12 protein-coding genes are annotated in these 19,320 nt (G+C 35.1%); 6 read left to right on the forward strand and 6 right to left on the reverse strand.

Features of this window, described 5'->3' with window-relative positions:
• Positions 1-13 precede the first annotated feature (13 nt).
• The 3 genes from IL356_RS17775 to IL356_RS17785 form a co-directional block, all read right to left on the reverse strand.
• The gene (locus IL356_RS17775; RefSeq protein WP_121850737.1) at positions 14-1,945 is read right to left on the reverse strand and encodes a polysaccharide biosynthesis protein; all 1,932 of its coding nucleotides are present in this window, start codon (positions 1,943-1,945) and stop codon (positions 14-16) included.
• Positions 1,946-1,949: 4 nt separating this feature from the next.
• Positions 1,950-3,035 (reverse strand): DegT/DnrJ/EryC1/StrS family aminotransferase, encoded by a 1,086-nt coding sequence (locus IL356_RS17780; RefSeq protein ID WP_121849447.1) that lies wholly within the window; start codon positions 3,033-3,035, stop codon positions 1,950-1,952.
• A gap of 340 nt (positions 3,036-3,375) precedes the next feature.
• A complete protein-coding gene (locus IL356_RS17785) occupies positions 3,376-4,362 on the reverse strand; it encodes a UDP-glucuronic acid decarboxylase family protein (RefSeq protein ID WP_121849448.1) in 987 nt (328 codons plus the stop codon).
• Between the two features lie 320 nt (positions 4,363-4,682).
• On the opposite strand from IL356_RS17785, the gene IL356_RS17790 reads away from it, so the two are divergent.
• From IL356_RS17790 to IL356_RS17815, 6 genes are all read left to right on the forward strand, one after another.
• Positions 4,683-6,080: a nucleotide sugar dehydrogenase gene (locus tag IL356_RS17790; RefSeq protein WP_121850738.1), complete on the forward strand. Its 1,398-nt coding sequence runs from the start codon at positions 4,683-4,685 to the stop codon at positions 6,078-6,080.
• The gene (locus tag IL356_RS17795; protein ID WP_121849449.1) at positions 6,077-7,090 is read left to right on the forward strand and encodes an NAD-dependent epimerase; all 1,014 of its coding nucleotides are present in this window, start codon (positions 6,077-6,079) and stop codon (positions 7,088-7,090) included. The genes IL356_RS17790 and IL356_RS17795 overlap by 4 nt, the downstream gene beginning before the upstream one ends.
• Before the next feature lie 79 nt (positions 7,091-7,169).
• The gene (locus tag IL356_RS17800; protein WP_121849450.1) at positions 7,170-8,174 is read left to right on the forward strand and encodes an SDR family oxidoreductase; all 1,005 of its coding nucleotides are present in this window, start codon (positions 7,170-7,172) and stop codon (positions 8,172-8,174) included.
• Between the two features lies 1 nt (position 8,175).
• Complete coding sequence (locus tag IL356_RS17805; protein WP_162987915.1) at positions 8,176-9,453, forward strand: nucleotide sugar dehydrogenase; 1,278 nt, start codon at positions 8,176-8,178, stop codon at positions 9,451-9,453.
• Positions 9,454-10,448: 995 nt separating this feature from the next.
• Entirely contained in the window at positions 10,449-12,017 is a 1,569-nt protein-coding gene (locus IL356_RS17810) for an Ig-like domain-containing protein (protein ID WP_121849451.1), read from the forward strand.
• A gap of 289 nt (positions 12,018-12,306) precedes the next feature.
• Positions 12,307-15,507 (forward strand): PKD domain-containing protein, encoded by a 3,201-nt coding sequence (locus IL356_RS17815; protein WP_121849452.1) that lies wholly within the window; start codon positions 12,307-12,309, stop codon positions 15,505-15,507.
• 735 nt (positions 15,508-16,242) lie between these two features.
• Here IL356_RS17815 and IL356_RS17820 read toward each other — a convergent pair.
• From IL356_RS17820 to IL356_RS17830, 3 genes are read right to left on the reverse strand one after another with little or no spacing between them, the layout of a single operon-like run.
• Positions 16,243-17,460: a glycosyltransferase family protein gene (locus IL356_RS17820; protein WP_121849453.1), complete on the reverse strand. Its 1,218-nt coding sequence runs from the start codon at positions 17,458-17,460 to the stop codon at positions 16,243-16,245.
• A gap of 35 nt (positions 17,461-17,495) precedes the next feature.
• Positions 17,496-18,779: an oligosaccharide flippase family protein gene (locus IL356_RS17825; protein ID WP_121849454.1), complete on the reverse strand. Its 1,284-nt coding sequence runs from the start codon at positions 18,777-18,779 to the stop codon at positions 17,496-17,498.
• Positions 18,776-19,315: a serine O-acetyltransferase gene (locus tag IL356_RS17830; protein WP_121849455.1), complete on the reverse strand. Its 540-nt coding sequence runs from the start codon at positions 19,313-19,315 to the stop codon at positions 18,776-18,778. The genes IL356_RS17825 and IL356_RS17830 overlap by 4 nt, the downstream gene beginning before the upstream one ends.
• Positions 19,316-19,320: the final 5 nt, after the last annotated feature.

Raw genomic sequence — 19,320 nt, forward strand, 5'->3', positions numbered from 1 at the left:
GATAGTGAAAATATTATAGCACTTTCTTGAGAGATATTGACTTTGTATCTTTTGAAGAAATTTTATCTAAACTGCACAATTCAGAATTGCTTGAAATAAATTCAGGAACTATTTCTTTCATTAGAGAGACAGTACTACCATTAAAGAACATATTGGAAACACAGAGCTCATCAATTTTAGAACGCACCAAGGTATAATCCAGCTCTCTAGTTTTACTTATCATTATCTTTTTGTGGTAGGTTGGCAGAGTATTTTCTCCATTTGCCAGTAGTTCCTCATAGAGCTTCTCACCTGGTCGCAATCCACTAATTTTGATATCGATTTCTTCGGGGTATTTCAGGCCAGATAACTTTATCATGTTTTTGGCCAAATCAAAAATCTTGACTGACTCACCCATGTCGAAAATAAATATTTCGCCTCCGTCTCCCATGGCGCCTGCCTCAAGCACCAATTGAGATGCCTCGGGTATTGTCATAAAGAATCTTGTAACTTCTGCATGGGTAACAGTAAGTGGCCCGCCTTTTTCTATTTGCTTTTTGAATAATGGAATAACCGAACCATTTGACCCTAATACATTACCGAATCTTGTTGTAATAAATTTAGTTCTACCCTCTTGTTGCATACAGCTTACATACATTTCAGCTATTCGCTTGGTAGCTCCCATGACATTTGTGGGGTTAACGGCCTTATCAGTAGAAATAAGAATAAATTTATCTACGTTATTCGCCATCGATAAGTCAGCTACCACTTTAGTGCCGGCAATATTTATTTTGATTGCCTCATAAGAATTATACTCCATTAAAGGAACATGCTTATAAGCTGCTGCATGAAATACAATATTGGGTCGATGCTCTTGAAAAAGATTATTCAATCTGTTCTTGTCTCGAACGTCGCCAACTATCGGAATAAAATTATGAAAGCCATTTTGCTTCAATTCTTGTTGTAGGTCGTATAATGCGGATTCCGCTTGGTCGATGATTATTAAGGATTTGTAATCATAAGTACAAACCTGCCTAACAATCTCACTACCAATAGATCCCGCTCCGCCTGTTACAAGAACTACTTTATTCTTTACTTCCTCGGAAATTTTTGAATTCTTTATGCTAATAGGTGCCCTGTCAAGCAAGTCTTCAATTTGAATCTGTTTTATTTGTGAAACTTTTAGTTCGCCGTTTATCCATTGTTCTACTGGAGGAACGATTTTCACCTGCACCGGAAAATCAACCAAACCTTCAACAAGAATCTTTAAATCTTTCGGGTCTATATTTTGTATAGAAAAAATAACCTCTGAAATACTATTTTTTAGAATAAAGTCTTTAGTTAAAATCTCCTTATGAAAGACCTTAACTCCATTTATCTGCTTTCCAACTTTCTTTAAGTCTTCATCAACGTAACCAACTACACGAACCCTACTTTTGGTATGGTTCACTAAGGCGTTCTGAGTCAAAATACCTGACTCACCCGCTCCATAAATAAGAACATTTTTATTAACCTTGAAATCCCTCGCCATAAAATTATTGTAAAGGGATTTGAACACATAACGAGATGAAGTTAATGCCACAAAACTTAATAAGCTATGTATGATAATAATACCTAATGGGACGGTGAAATTCTCAAAAACACCCAACTCTCGGTTGAAAAGTACCATGCTTATCAATAAAATACTCGAAAGGCATATCGCGTTGAATATATTATAGACATCTCGAACCCCAGTATGCCTTACTACCCCTTTGTGGGACCCCGTAAACACAAAAGAAGACATTGAAATCAATGAAATGATAGGTAATTGTATAATTAGCTTATCAATATCAAAATCCAATGTTAAGTTGAACCTTATAATATATGAAAGAACAAAGGATACAGCTATCATGCAAACATCAATTAGCAGAACTAACCATTTAGATGCATATTTATGGGCATTATTTACTAAATAACCTTTAATCATGATTTTAGATTTCGTTTTTAATAACACTTACCACTCTTTCAAGATCATTACTCGAAAGATTAGACCCACTGGGCAGACAAAGACCACGATTGAACAAGTCTTCAGATGTACCATCTAAAAAATTTAGATTTTCCGTAAAAACCGGCTGAAGGTGCATTGGTTTCCATAGGGGTCTAGACTCAATATTCTCTTCTAGGAGAGCCAATCGTATTTTTTCTCTTGCTTGGAAAGAGGGTGTTAAAATGCAAGTAAGCCAGCGATTACAGAAATAACCTCTTGGTTCAAGCAAAAATTGGATTTTATCAAATTCTGACAATTCTTTATAATAGAAATCAAAATTCGCCCTTCTGGCGCTCACTCTGTCATCAAGCACCTCCATCTGGCCTCTACCGATTCCTGCCAAAACATTGCTTAATCGGTAATTGTACCCTACATTCGAATGTTGATAGTGAGGAGCATCATCCCTGGCCTGCGTGGCGAGGAAAACTGCCTTTTCTTTATATTTTGCATTTGACGAAAGCAGAGCACCTCCTCCAGAAGTTGTAATTATTTTATTTCCGTTAAAGGAAAATATTCCGATATCGCCGAAGGTACCACATTTGGCACTTTCGTATGAGCTACCTAACGCTTCAGCGCTATCCTCCACAACGGGTATATCATAAGCCTTTGATATTCGAGCGATTTCATTTGTTTTATATGGCATCCCATATAAATGCACTGCGACAATGGCTTTCGGTTTCTTTCCCTTAGACAATCTATCTACAATAGCTTCTTCTAAAAGTTCAGGTGAAAGATTCCAAGTATCTTTTTCACTATCTATGAAAACAGGAGTGGCCCCAAGATATAATATTGGGTTGGCAGAGGCTGAAAAGGTGAAACTTTGGCAAAGAACCTCATCACCTTTAGATACACCCAATAACTCGAGAGCAAGATGAATTGCGGCAGTACCCGAGCTTAATGCTGCTACGTGAGTCTTTTCTCCGACGTATCGAGCAATAGTGTTTTCAAATTCATTTACGTTGGGACCAAGTGGAGCTATCCAATTAGAATCAAAGGCTTCCTGAACATATCTCTCTTCAGTACTGCCCATGTGAGGTGATGATAACCAAATTTTTTCTTGTGTGATAGTTTTCACTTTTTAATGGATAAATTCATTATTATAATTTGGGATGGTCAATTTAATTAAACCAGCGTAAATGTAATATTTTGTTAATGTGTTGCAATACATTATTGTTCAAGACCATTAAAAAATCGGCTAATCGCATTTAAATTCACCTTAAGTCCAATTATTCCCATAAAACACGCTATACTTACGTTCATCAATCAATATTAGTTGAAATTTCAGATGGAAATAAAGTACTTAACCCTTAAGACACTTCTTGTGAATTTATAATCAAGGTGTTACTTGTTGTTAAAACTTTGCCAAAAAATCAAGAACGGTTATATTCTTTAAAGTCTTTATGCTCTTTCTTATATAGTTCCTCTTCAGGCAAGGATTTAAAATATTTATACGTTTTACGCATTCCCTCCTCCCTCATAATTTTGGGTTCCCAACCTAAAAGCTCTTTCGCCTTTGAAATATTTGGTTGTCTCTGCATAGGGTCGTCTTTTGGCAAGGGCTTGTAAATTATCTTTTGATCTGTACCTGTAAGTTTAACAATCTCCTCAGCAAAATCTTTAATAGTTATTTCATAAGGGTTGCCGATATTTACCGGTAAGTCATAATCACTTAAAAGCAATCGATAGATACCTTCTACCTGATCATCAACATAACAGAAAGAACGAGTTTGGCTACCGTCACCAAAAATAGTTAAATCCTCCCCACGTAAAGCTTGTCCTATAAAAGCAGGTATCACCCTACCATCATTTAGTCTCATTCTTGGTCCGTAAGTATTGAATATTCTAACAATCCTAGTTTCCAAACCATGAAAACGATTATAGGCCATAGTAATAGACTCCATAAATCGTTTTGCTTCATCGTATACTCCTCTTGGGCCTATTGTGTTCACATTTCCATAATATTCTTCCGTTTGAGGATGAACCAGAGGATCACCATATATTTCAGAAGTGGAAGCTATAAGTATTCTTGCGTTTTTTGCTTTTGCCAACCCTAACAAATTATGGGTACCCATAGCACCTACTTTCAATGTTTGAATCGGTATTTTCAAATAGTCTATCGGGCTAGCAGGAGAAGCGAAATGGAGAATGTAATCTAGGCTTCCTGAAACATGAACAAATTTACTAACATCATGATTATAAAACTCGAAGTTCTTTAGTTTAAAGAGATGCTCTATGTTTTTTAAATCACCAGTTATCAAATTGTCCATTCCGATAACATAATAGCCTTCATTTATAAAACGGTCACATAAGTGTGATCCTAAAAAACCTGCAGCTCCGGTAATAAGTATTTTCTTCATTTATGGGTAGTTGTTTTGATTGTTATTAAAGGTTTTAATATTAGTCCATCTTTTAAGTAGATACATGGATAGTTGAAAACGAAGATAAAAACTAATAATCGAACCAAATGAACCTGAGGAGTAAAAACACTACGAAACATGCAATAAATTGGACGAGTCGTAAATCGGACCAATTGCTTCCGATTAAATTCAAATAATGTGAATGATAATGAATGCCATACACTGTAAGTTAACCACAAATAAAACTCTTTAACCGAAAAAAAGTAGGTTTTTTTTGAGTTATTTGGTAATCTTTGCAACCGAACAAAATGAATTTTACCATGACTAAAGTAAATAAAATATGCTGTATTGGTGCGGGATATGTTGGTGGTCCTACCATGTCAGTAATTGCAAGCCAATGTCCTGAAATAACAGTAACCGTTGTTGATATTAACCAAGCAAGAATCGATCAATGGAACGATGAAGACCTAGACAATCTTCCTGTTTATGAACCTGGCTTGAAAGAAATTGTCGAGAAGACCCGAGGTAAAAATCTATTTTTTTCGACTGAAGTTGATAAAGCTATTGATGAGGCTGAAATCATATTTATTTCGGTTAACACCCCTACCAAGACTTATGGAAAGGGCAAAGGTCAAGCCGCTGATTTAAAATTCGTAGAGCTTTGCGCAAGAAATATCGCCAAAGTCGCGAAAACCGACAAAATTGTTGTTGAAAAATCAACTCTTCCAGTTAGAACAGCGAGTGCTATTAAAAGTATATTAGAAAACACGGGGAATGGAGTGAATTTTGAGATCTTATCTAACCCTGAATTCTTAGCTGAAGGAACAGCGGTAGAAGATTTACTAAAAGCAGACCGTGTTTTGATTGGTGGGGATGACACCAAATCGGGACAAGAAGCCAAAGACACCCTAAGTTCTATTTATGAGCACTGGCTTCCCAAAGAAAGAATTCTTCAGACAAACGTCTGGTCTTCTGAGCTGTCTAAATTGGTAGCCAACGCTTTTTTGGCGCAACGAGTTTCGTCTATTAATGCGATTTCCGCTCTATGTGAAAGAACCGATGCAAATGTGGCTGAAGTTTCAAGAGCCATTGGCACCGATAGCCGAATTGGGCCAAAATTTTTAAATGCATCTGTTGGTTTTGGTGGATCGTGTTTCCAGAAAGACATTTTAAATTTAGTGTATATTTCAAGAAGCTTTGGTCTGACCGAAGTAGCAGATTATTGGGAACAGGTAATTATTATGAACGATTACCAAAAAAGAAGGTTCGCAGAAAACATAATTTCCACACTTTACAATACCGTATCAGGAAAAAAAATAGTTTTCTTCGGATGGGCTTTCAAGAAAGATACTAATGACACTAGGGAATCGGCTGCCATAAACATCGCAGATGCTTTATTGGAAGAGAAAGCAGAAATTGTGGTTTACGACCCAAAGGTATCAGAAAAACAAATTTTTGCTGACCTTGATTATCTAGGAACCAGAGCTCCAGAAGATAATAGAAGACTTTTAAAGGTAGTTTCAGACCCTTTTGATGCAGTTGAAAATGCCCATGCCATTGCTATTCTTACAGAGTGGGATGAATTCAAAACCTATTCCTGGAATGATATTTACACTAAGATGCTAAAACCTGCTTTTGTATTTGACGGCCGTAGAATTCTTGACAAGGAAAATATGGAAAGTTTAGGTTTTCAATATTACAAAATTGGTCAATCATGAAAATTTTAGTGACCGGGGCAGCGGGCTTCATTGGCTACCATCTTTGTGAAAAACTGGTGAAGGAAGGACACGAAGTTATTGGTCTGGATAACATTAATGATTACTATGATGTCAATCTTAAATTCGGTCGGCTAGACCAATTGGGTATTTCTAAGGTTGATGCCGAAAAATTCAATGAAGTCAATTCAAGTTCAAAATATCCCGGCATATTCTCCTTTGTAAGAATGAATTTAGAGGACAGAAAGGTTCTTCCTCAGTTATTCGAAAAAGAGAGAATAAGTAAAGTGTGTAATCTTGCCGCACAAGCAGGGGTTCGCTATAGTTTAGAAAACCCAGAAACATACATTGATAGTAATATCGTAGGTTACCTGAACTTATTAGAATGTTGTCGGCATTATAAAGTGGAGCATTTAGTATATGCTTCCAGTTCCAGTGTGTATGGACTGAATGAAAAGATTCCGTTTTCAACGGACGATACCGTTGACCACCCTATCAGTCTGTATGCCGCCAGTAAAAAGAGTAATGAATTGATGGCGCATACCTATAGCCATCTTTTTGATATTCCAACAACGGGACTTCGATTTTTTACTGTATATGGTCCATGGGGCAGACCTGATATGGCACTCTTTCTTTTCACGGATGCCATTGCAAAAGGTAAACCTATAAATGTTTTTAACCATGGAAAGATGGAAAGAGATTTTACCTACGTAGACGACATTGTGGAGGGTGTCTATAGGATTCTTACAGGCCCAGTTAGCAATAGACCCAAATATAAGGTCTATAACATTGGAAACAATAATTCAGTTAAGCTGATGGATTTTATTGAGGCCATCGAAAGCAGTATGGGTAAAAAAGCTGAGAAAAATATGATGCCAATGCAACCTGGGGATGTAGAAAGAACATGGGCTGACGTATCCGATTTAATGAAAGATTATGATTATAAACCGGATACCAAGGTAAAAGAGGGAATACAAAATTTCGTCAAATGGTATAAAGATTATTACACTTAAGCCTAACGTTCTCTATAACTCTTATTCGATTCAAAATTTTGGTAACGAAAATAAACAACTTTAAAAGAAAATAATCTCAATGGTTGCAAGTAGAATAGATTTCCCTTCTAATTTAAAAATTTTAATAACTGGGGGTGCGGGATTTATAGGTTCAAATATTACCGAAGAATTATTGATTAACGGAAATAAGGTTGTGTGTCTAGATAATTTTGCTACAGGTAAAAAAGACAACATACAAAAATTTATTCTGGATTCTAATTACACGTTAATTGAGGGTGATATTAGAAACCTAGAAACATGTATGAATGCCTGCCAAAATGTTGATTATGTTTTACATCAGGCAGCCCTTGGCTCTGTTCCTAGATCTATTGATGACCCAATAACTAGTAATGAGGTTAATGTCTCCGGTTTTCTAAATATGCTTGTCGCGGCCAGAGACTCTGGTGTAAAACGCTTTATCTATGCGGCCAGTTCTTCTACATATGGAGACTCTACATCTTTACCAAAAATTGAGAGTAAGATAGGAAAACCTTTATCACCATATGCGATTACAAAATATGTAAACGAATTATACGCAGATATTTTTTCTAAAACATATGGATTGGAAACAATAGGACTAAGGTATTTTAACGTATTTGGAAGGAGACAAGACCCGAAAGGCGCTTACGCTGCTGTCATTCCAAAATTCACCATTCAATTGATGAATCATGAATCTCCTGTTATTAATGGAGATGGTAGTTTCTCAAGGGATTTCACTTACATTGATAATGTTATAGAAATGAACTTAAGAGCCATCCTTACAACTAATACTGAGGCCATAAATACTGTTTTTAATGTTGCCTATGGAGAGCGCACGAATCTCAAGGAATTAGTTGAATTGTTGAAAAATTTCTTAGGCAGTTATGATTCTAAGATTAGTGAGGTGAAAATTATTTATGGCCCACCTAGACGAGGAGATGTACCTCATTCGTTAGCTTCAATAGATAAGGCTCGTAAACATGTCGGTTATGAACCTCAATATGATATAAAGAAAGGTTTAAAATTAGCTATGGATTGGTATTGGAATAATTTAAAAAAAAATTAAAATGAAAATTAAAATAGCCGTTATCGGCCTTGGGTATGTTGGACTTCCATTGGCTCGTTTATTCGCCACTAAATATCACGTTGTTGGCTTTGACATTAACACAAAAAGAGTTAAGGAATTACAGTCCGGTATAGATAGTACTCTTGAAGTAAATAACGAAGACCTTCAAAGTGTTTTAAAGAATAACACCAATTTTGAGAAAGGATTATTTTGTACAGACGATATTGACAGTATAAAAGATTGTAATTATTATATTGTAACCGTTCCAACTCCTGTTGATAGTACCAATAGGCCTATACTTACCCCACTTTATAAAGCGAGTGAAACCGTTGGTCAAGTTTTAAAAAAGGGAGACATTGTCATTTATGAATCAACGGTATATCCTGGGGTTACAGAAGAAGAATGTGTTCCTGTATTGGAAAATATGAGCTCCCTTACATTTAATGAAGATTTTTTTATAGGGTATTCCCCGGAAAGAATTAACCCTGGAGACAAGGAACATACTGTTGATAAAATTCTAAAAGTAACTTCTGGGTCCACTCCGGATGTTGGACAAAAAGTTGATGAACTTTATGCATCGGTTATCGTTGCTGGAACCCATCTTGCTCCGACTATAAAGGTAGCTGAGGCCGCAAAAGTGATAGAAAACTCTCAAAGGGATATTAACATTGCTTTTGTAAATGAACTGGCCAAAATATTTAATCTCATGGAAATTGATACCAATGCGGTGTTAGAAGCAGCTAGTACCAAATGGAATTTTTTACCTTTTAAGCCAGGCCTAGTCGGAGGCCACTGTATTGGTGTCGATCCTTATTATTTAGCTCAGAAAGCACAGACTTTTGGTTATCATCCTGAAATTATTCTTGCAGGCAGGAGAATGAATGATGGAATGGGTAAATATGTAGCTTCAGAGGTTATAAAACTAATGGTTCAAAAAGATGTCAAAATAAAAAATAGTGAAGTGCTAGTCTTAGGTATAACTTTTAAAGAAAATTGTCCTGATGTTAGAAACACTAAATCAGTTGACGTTGTATCCAATCTTAATACTTACGGGGTAAATTTAACCATATACGATCCATGGGCCTCATCAATAGAGGTTATGGAAGAATATGGCCTTAAAACTACTTCAAATTTACCCGATAAAAAATATGAAGCGATAGTTTTAACCGTTGCTCATCGCGAATTCAAAGAAATAGATATAAGATCTTATTTAAAAGAAGGTGGTATTTTGTATGATGTCAAAGGATTCTTGACCTGTAATGTGGAGGGAAGACTCTAAAAAAGATAACCGTCACTCGCCTTATAAAGGTTGACTGTTTTAGGTATTAATCAAATGCAGCAAAGTTAGCTTTGCTGCATTTTTTATTTTAAATCGAAATTATGGGTGTTTAATACTCTGCTCTTATGATAGATGTTGCAGAAATATTTCAGCTCTATCGAAATAGTTTACCAAAGATTCCTAGTACCTCTCGGTTATGGTATACCATTTTTAGATTTCAACTTCCGTCAAGTTCCTATTTTTCTAATACCCGCAACAGATAGCTTTTAGACTAGGGCGCCGATTCGAAGAAAGTAAATACAAGCCTTTAGCTTATTTGAATTAAATCATACCAGCATAATGCGGCTCAAAAAACATAATTTCTTTCTTGACAAAGCTTGGCAGCTTTCTCTCCCTTATTATATACTGCTTATGTATAGATTCTCGTTGATGAAATCCAAGGCGGGGCAGTTATGTGTAAGTCGAAATCTACAACTTAATAGAATGACCTATTTATTACTACGCTTTAAACTTTAATTTCAATAGTTTTATTTTTTGAGCTAAATCTCCCTGGGCTTTGATGTTTTGAATGAACTAGTTTGATTCTGAGTAAGTCACCTTATTTTCCAAATTGGACCAAAATTGCACTTATTCATAGAATAACATCCGCGTCATTTCTATTGTAAAAATAAACAAATGTCAAATAAATTTTAAGAAAATACTAAATTTCATGTAAGAAAAAGACTAATAATTTGTTAAAAAAAACAGTATTTCATCGAACTATTTCGTCTACAACTGCATTTCATCTAGTATTTTGGTATTTCAACAACAAAAATAAGACTCTTTAGTTATAAGTTGACCAACGATTCTTTTAGAAGGAACAAATACAAATCAAATTAATAAATAATGCATTCTAACTTTTAAACCATTTATTTTTAATCATAGTTAACTATAGAATCCCAAATCCTATTGTTGACTGCTGTCGAAATTCATTCGACTCAAAACTTAACCTACAAATGAAAGTATGTCTAAGAAAAATCATTCAATTGATTACATCGCTTATTATCTTAATTTTTAGTGTAGCCTGCAGCAAGGATACTGATTTGTTAGCTGACGCTCTAGTCAACGATTTACAAAACTCTTATATAGATAAAACTCTATTGAGAGATGACTTTTATTCTCTAACACCAAATAAAGATATGGTTTTAGACGTTCTTTCAAACGATGACATCTCTGATATCGATAATATCAAGATAGTTGAAACATCGGAACCAAAAAATGGAACTGTCACCATTAATAATGACAACACCATTACGTACTCCCCCAACACATCAAACTCGGAAGAATATAATCAAGAAAATGATCAACCGGTTTCCGAGAATGATAATTCTTCCGATACTCCGGATTCTTCTGATTCCTCAGTCTCTTCAGGTTCTTCTGGAGCAGATTCCACTACTGAGCAAAATCAAGGTTCCGATGATACCTTTGAATATACCACAGAAACGCAAAATGAAGATGGCTCAACCACTAAACAAAAGGCGTCTATAACAATTACTGAATTGAGTGAAAATGTTTTACATTGGAAAAATCGTTTTGACACCAAATGGGAAAAAGATGACGAATCTAACGCAGATGCTAGGTCTAAAAGCAAGAACAAAAGGCAGGAATATTATTTCTTAGCTCACCTAATAAATGGACAAATGGCCATGTGGCAGGCTACTGGTGATAATAACTATCTAGACACCACTTTAAAATTAATCGATAACACAATTAAGGATGCAATACCTGTAGGTAATGGATTTCTTGGATGGCCAACAGATGATGGAACGGAATATAATCTATGGGATACTTTTTATTGGAGGCATGTAGCTACATTAATTAGAATAATGCATCAATCACCAAATTTAAGGGCTTCCGGTTACCAAGCTAAATATGAAGAATTGTTAGAATTTACCGAAAAAAACATCTGGGACAGATACGAATCTTACGGGCAATCAAATATTTATCGCTCTAGAACGCATATGGCCTCACACTGGGCTAGACTAGGAATGGAATTATTCATAGTTACAGGCAAGCAAAAGTATAAGGATGTCTTCGATAACATATCCCATGGAAAGATGGCAGGAAGACCTTCTAATCTTCGTGACCAATTATTTCCAAACCCCAAAAATAAGGAAGCTTATGCTTGGGACAAAACTTGGGGTGTTTCAAAAGGGTCAGATATGCAAGATATTTCTCATGCTGGCGCGATAATTCACTTCTGGGTATTAGCCGAAGAAAATGGCATGTACTGGAACAGAGCCGATATCGATGCGCTGCTTAAAACCATACGAATATTTTGGATTGAATCAGACCCAAGCAGAATCAAGAATAATGTAGATGGAAGCGGAGGATATACCAATCCTGGAAGATTACATGAATGGTTTTATTTGGCAAGATTTGACTCTAAACTTCAGAAACGCCTAAGAGAAACATATAACGGGAAACATTTAAATTTCTTTGGATCACAAGTCTTGGGTATAGGTGCTTTAAATGAAAAAATCTTAGAAGATGGAGCTCCTGTTTATCCTGAACAATTCAGATAAAATTAATCCCATAAATTTTAAGAGCCTCTCAGCATGAATACTTTGCTCAGAGGTTTTTTTTTTACCTCTTTACCAACATTCTAGTAACAATTATTCTTCACCTTAGTACAGAAAAAATTGGTTAAAACTATGGTTATAATAATAAAACCTTAAAAAAATGTTAATGTTTCTTCTTTTCAAAACCAAATTATACTTTTGCCACGTATTTAGTCGGTAAATAATGCATTTGGTCGATTACCCCCATAACGATTAATCTGTAATTTGAAAACCTAGAAGATCTACTTTAAAAATGAAATTAGTCCCCACTACTCTCAACAAGAGCTTCCTATGCTCTGTTTTCTTATGCTTATCAGTTTGTATTTCTTGTAACAAAGATGAAGATGTTTTTTATGAAGCCATAAAAAACGGAGATTTAATTAACAATGTCGACAATCTTAAAAAGGACAATGACGTTGATGAAACTGAGCAAAATCCGGAACAAGAAGAAGACGATAATACTGAAGAATCTCTAATTCCCCCAAGTGAGGATGAGGAAGTTATCGATAGCATTGTAGTAAAACGCACTACGGCATTCGCTCCTATTCAAGATGCTTACATTGAGAATGGCAATGGAAAAAACTCCGAAATTATTCGTTTGCAAGAAAATAAAAGGACTAGTTACTTATTATATGATTTGAGTGCCGTTGATAGCATTAACGGTAAAATCATTGACTCTTATCTCGAATTCACCGTTGATAAGGATTCTGGGAATGGACTCATACAGGTTTTAAAAGGATCATCTAATCAATGGAATGAAAGTAATTTAAACGATAATATAGCGCCTGAGCCCTTAGAAGAGATAGGAAATATAAAGGATGACTATAAGGTCGGACAGACAATAACTATAAATTTAATTTCTGAAGATATTACCGCGGAAAAAACCACTTTTATTCTAGTTCATTCAGATGGAGATGATTTGGCAATAGCTTCAAAAGAGAATCCAACTCAAAATGCCCCTACTCTTGTAGTGACTTATGAAACTAGTCCCGCATCGGAAAATATCGAAAGTTTTGTGAACAATCCATCTTCGATTGTAAGTCACACCCCTAACCCTCAAAATTTAGATAGCCCAAATGGGGAGATTAATAATGATTCTGAAGGAAATGAAGATTCACAAGTACCTTCAGCTGAAAATCCGGATGACGAGACAAATGAAAATAACAGTGAACCGGATGATGAAAAAGAAGGAGATGGCTCTTCCGCTGGTGTAGATAATAATCAAGAGAGTTCCACAGAAGATGAAGATAATAATTCTGGTGAAGGGGGAGAACAAAATACTGAAAATGAAGTTGCTCAAGAAAAGGATGAGGAAAAAGATAGCTCATCAGAAGAGGATAATTCAGAAAATAATTCTTCTATTCCGCCTACTAACGAAAAACCTAATGCTAGAATCTCCGCAAATAAAACTAAAGGAGAAGCTCCATTGAAAGTTGATTTCAATAGTTCTAACTCATCAGATGATAAAAGTATTGTTACTTATAAATGGGATTTTAAGGATGGTAATGGTTCTTCTGAAAAAAGTGTTTCACATACTTTTGAAAAAGAGGGAGAATATACAGTTCTATTAACCGTTATTGATGAAGAAGGTCAAAGAGATTCGGACACTGTAGTTATAACTGTTGATGGAAAGAAAAATGAAGCCCCTACAGCCAAAATCTCTGCAAATACCACTAAAGGTAATGCTCCACTTGAAGTTCGTTTTAACTCATCCAGTTCTTCTGACGACAATGAAATAGAAGCTTACAAATGGGACTTCGATGATAATTCTACCTCTTCTTCCGAGAATCCTAGACATACATTTACCGAACCTGGTGAGTATGAGGTTAAGCTTACAGTTACCGATAATAGTGGTCTAAAAAATACTTCCTCGTTAACCGTTGTTGTTAACGCACCCTCAAATGAAAAACCAGTTGCAAAAATTTCTGCCAATACAACTAAAGGTGAAGCACCTCTTGAAGTTCGTTTTAGCTCATCGAACTCAACTGATGATGATGAAATAGATTCATATGAATGGGACTTCGGTGATGGTTCTACATCCTCTTCAGAGAACCTGAGACATACATTTTCTGAGTCTGGCAATTATGAGGTTGAACTTACAGTAACGGATAAAAAAGGTCTTACGAACACTTCATCATTAACTATTGTGGTTGAAGAACCCTCTAACCAAAAGCCCGTAGCCGTAGTAAAGGCAAATACAAAAAATGGTACTGCGCCATTAACAGTTCAATTTTCAGGATCTAGTTCAAGTGATGATAAGAGAGTTACTTCTTATCAATGGGATTTTGGTTCCCATGGTACTTCGCAAGAAGACAATCCTGAAATGACCTTTGAACAATCTGGAACTTATGTAGTTACACTAATGGTTAGCGATGAACAGGGTTTGACAGATACTGATAATATTACAATTACTGTAGAACCCGAAGCTGAACCTGAAACACCGTCAACAGCTGGTGAGGTGCGTTATTGGCAAAATCTTTTTGATTCTAGATGGTCATCAGAACGATCAAAGGCTTATTCAATGGCAAATAGCCGTGGAAAGAACCAAGAATACTATTATTTAGGCCTATACATCGACGGGTTATCGTCAATGTGGCAAGCAACGGGTGATAATTCTTATCTCGATACTGCTCTTGACATCGTAGGCATTACAGTTGACAAAGCAACTTCAGTCGGTGGGGGCTTTCTTGGATGGCCGGCAAGTGATGGAAATCAGTATGGTCTCTGGGATACTCATTACTGGAGAGTTGTTGCTACTCTTCTTAGAATTATGGACCAATCTAATGTTAAATCCGATTCAAAATATAGAAGTATATTCAATGAACTACTTGCATTTTCGGAAAAGCACATTTGGGAGAGATATGATGTCGAGCATTCTTCAAAAATTTATCGTTCGAATACGCATATGTCTTCTCACTGGGCTCGTATTGGAATGGAGTTATACTTAATAACCAAAAAAAATAAGTATAAACAAGTTTTCGAAAACATGTCTCATGGTTCAATGCCGGGACTCCCATCCAATTTTAGAAATCAGATATATCCGAATCCTAAAAACTCTTCTGCATATGCTTGGGACAAAAAATGGGGTACATATGGCTCTAATGTTCAAGATACTTCGCACGGAGGTGCTATAGTAAGCTTTTGGCTGTTGGCATACGAAAATGGCATGTACTGGAATAAAAGTGATATGAACGCTTTACTTAAAACCGTTGATATAGTATGGTTGGATTCCGATACTGATAAAATAGCAAGAAATGTAGATGGTACCGGAGGTTATGGTTCACAAGGGAAGATTCATGAATGGCTAAATTTGGCTAGATACAGTCAATCTTTACAGAATAAAATTAAGAAACATTATGATAAATCACATTTGGATTTCTTTGGCCCTCAAGCTATAGGTATTGCAGCACTAAATGCTAAAATTTTGGCTGATGGAAGGGCAGTTTATCCTTGATTTCTCTAAGCTGTTTCTGGAAATAATTGGGATTCTTAGAATTTTTCGGTAGTCATTGTACAAAATGAATGAAATTTCCCAATTATATGCCTTATCAGAACATATAATATCACCTGTAGTTTAGCACTTTTTAGGTATCTCCAAATTTATATAAATAGCTCTTGTGTAATTTAATCCTGTTTCGGGGAAAAATTCCTCCCCGAAACTATTCTTGTAGTGTCTAGGTGGCACATCACCGACGGACAAACAGTAATTACCTTATATTGTAATTCTGCTTATATTCTTAAATCATTATTTCTCTTGAGTGAAAATTATTGAACGAGTAAGTGTCAAAGACATTACCCCATAAAAAATGTGGTAGGCAAATACTTATTTTAATGGGCACGATGCTGGGGAAACCGGAGCTTCAACTATACCTCCTTGGACCATTTCGATAGGTTTTTCGATATGAACTTCGCATCGGTATGCAGCATTTTGTCTTTGGCAGGCAAATCCCTTTACAGTCGGAATAAGGTCATTACTGCTTTCATAGCAGGATAGATCTGATTCAAATCCATACTCTAGGCCCTATCTGAAATCTTCCATGACATAATAACTCTTATTTTCGCTGCATTTGAAAGTACAATAGCCAAACAGATAACCGTAACCTTGTACCTTGTAATCCTCTCAACTTTCTTTCATTGGTTTAATCAATTTGTTTTATTGATTTACAAATCAAAATTTAAAGTTAAATAATTAAAATTTCCAGCTATCTTGTTTTTTGAGAAGACTACCTTTTTTCTCTGATTTTGATATTAAATCTTTATAGCTTAAATAGAAATGATAATAAGACCTAAACTTTAAATACAAATCTTCGGTTGTTGAAACCTGAAAATTATTCACCAAACAATCATTGTAAAATTCCAAGTACTTTTTTGCACCTTCTCGGGCATCAAAATTCTTCTTAAAAATATCAATTGAAAATTTTGAAATAGATTCATAATACTCACTTTTATTCAAAAGTTCCTTTAGTTTAGACTTATTATTTTCTATATCGCGCTCTTCTGCTATATTTCTCTCTGAAAAATTGGTAGCAAAAAAACGTTCAAAATTTGAAGCGTCAATTAAAATAGGTAAATCAGAATTTGAAGCCGGTGTTAAAATGGGCAAGCCTAATGAAGCTGCTTCCATAACTCCTCTACCGGTAGCTACGACGGCATCAGCAAGATACAGAAACTTAGAAGCTTCCCGAGTATATTTATCTTCTGTTATTAAAGAAATAGACTTATCATCTCCAATAATTTTTTTAACCTCGAAGTATGCTTCCCTGTCCTGAATTGTTCCTAGAATAATTAATTTTATTTTATCTGCGTGATTATCCTTTAATTGAAAAAATAGGCTTAAGGTCTGTTTAATACTCGTTAGATGAAAATTACTGATTCGAGCAATTCGCATGAATGTAAAAGAATCATTTTCCTTTTCTAATTCAGAGTCCTTTTTAGTAATTATTGGTAAAACTCTATTAGGAACAACGGTGATTTTGGTCTTTTTAAATTTTAGGTTTTTATTAAACCATTGCTGGTTTTCTTTACTAAACAGAATAAGGTTTTCTACTTTCGGGAAACCAGAGGGGTTAGGCCCCCCACAAAGATTAACTACCAATTTATATTTTACACTTGATACAAAGGGCTTGAAAACGTTATATGCATTCGAATCAAAGAAGTGCCAAACAGTTGGCTGAAACTCTGATTTCAAAAGCTTTATAGATTTATAAAGATTGAAATAATTTGTACCATTGAAAAAAATATGTTCCCTCATGTAATCATTTTTTTCTAGTATGGCACTCTTCTGAGTTCCTAAAGTTACAATACCTATGTCTTCATATTTTCCTATTTCCCTAGATATATGATGCAAAGAGTGATAGTGACCTCCTTTACCTTGTTTCAAAACCGAAATGATAAATAATATTCTCATGATACATTGAACTTATGTCAAGCTAAAGCATTACGCTATCGTTTAATTAATTTAAGTATAGGGCTAAAATCACTTTTTTTATAACTCAGAATTACCTTTATACTAATATTGACCTCTTTACTGTAAAAATGCAGAAAAAGTAAAGCCGCAACACTATAACTGATAGTAGATGCAATAGAAGCTCCATTAGCCCCATAATCAGGAATTAATAAAATGTTGAGGACCACATTTAAAACAAGAGCTGGCGCCATAGCTTTTAAAGCCACCCAAGGTTTTCCTTTTCCCGCCAAATCCATATTCATAACTTTGAAAAAAGTAAGTAGAAGAACCCCGGGGAGTAATAAATTCAATACAGAAATACTTTTCTCAAACTCCACTCCAAAGAGACTAACTATTAATAGTTCTGAAAAACAAAAAAGTACGATTGAGCCTAAACCAATAGCAATTAAAGACAATCTTAGAAGCTGGGTTATTTTTAAAGAAAATTTCTCATCGTTCTTAGAAACTGCACTTCGAGCAAAAACTATTGTACTAAGCAGCATTGGAATTTGCCAAAGATATTGGGTTATTGCTGAGCCCTTAGAATAAATACCTGTCTCAAAAGCGTTACTTAGCGAATCCAATAAAATTATATCTACTTTATAGTTCAAATTTATTATTAGAAGAGAGAAAGCATAAATTAATCCTAAACCAAGCATTTGCTTGATGACCGACCATTCAAATCTTGAAGAAAATGATTTCAAAAAATCATTTTTAAACAGTAAAAACAAAGAAATAAATAAAGGGCCACCAATCATTGCAATCAAATAACCGGCTATTCCCAATTCTAAAAATATAACTAGTAGAGTTGTAAGCAGTAGCAAAATTAAGGTAGGTACCCAGTTAATTTTGTTGAAAGTTCCTATCTCATTCTTTCCCAGAAAAATACCGCTATTGTAAGTTGCGAATAAAGAAAAAGGAACAGGTATTAAGGCAAGTAAAATAAGAAATAAATTATCCCCTGCTTTACTTAAATACCTTATTAAAATAAAACAAATTAAAACACTTAAAATTGAAGTAAAAAACCATATTTGCGTTATGGCAGTCTTAATCCTCTCCTCCTCGAATAATTTCTTACCCAAAAAGTATGCTGTTGATTGTCTTATACCTAAAGATCCTATACTCATGAATAAAGATGGGTAGACCATGAGCGTCGCTATCACTCCGTTATTTTCCGGTCCTAAAAATCGAGCTGTAATAATTGAGGTCGCTAAACCGAACAATATCATCAAAACCTTCGAAATTCCTACTCGAATTAAATCAGATATGAATGATCTCATTTATTTTTTTCTATTATCCTACATGGAATACCGACAGCGACACTATTGGGGGGAACGTCAATATTTACTACAGAATTAGCTCCTATAACGGCATTTTCTCCGATGGTTATCCCACCGATAATTTTTGCCCCGCTGTAAATTCGTGCGCCTTTTCTTATAACAGGATAAGAATTCTGTAATTTTTGTTTACCATGACTCCCAAAAGTAACTTGTTGAAATATAGAAACATGATCCTCTACAATTACTCCATCACCAATAACAATACCTATTGGATGTGGCATAGCAACTTTCTTGCCTATTACTGCGTTATATGAAATATCACAACCCCTTTTTACAATTAGCCGCCTCTTGTAATAAGCAGCTAAATGATTCGAAAAAAGAATATTGCTTTGAGAGAAGAACTTACCTATCCTATGGTTCAGTAAAACCCTAAATCTTGGACTATAAAAATAATTTAAAATGAATACTTTAAAGCTGATGTTTTCTTCCCTGAAATCATTTTTAATTTTCGAAACCGTATCCCTTAACAGACTCATTTTAT

The organism is Euzebyella marina (assembly GCF_014855515.1).
GTDB lineage: Bacteria > Bacteroidota > Bacteroidia > Flavobacteriales > Flavobacteriaceae > Euzebyella > Euzebyella marina.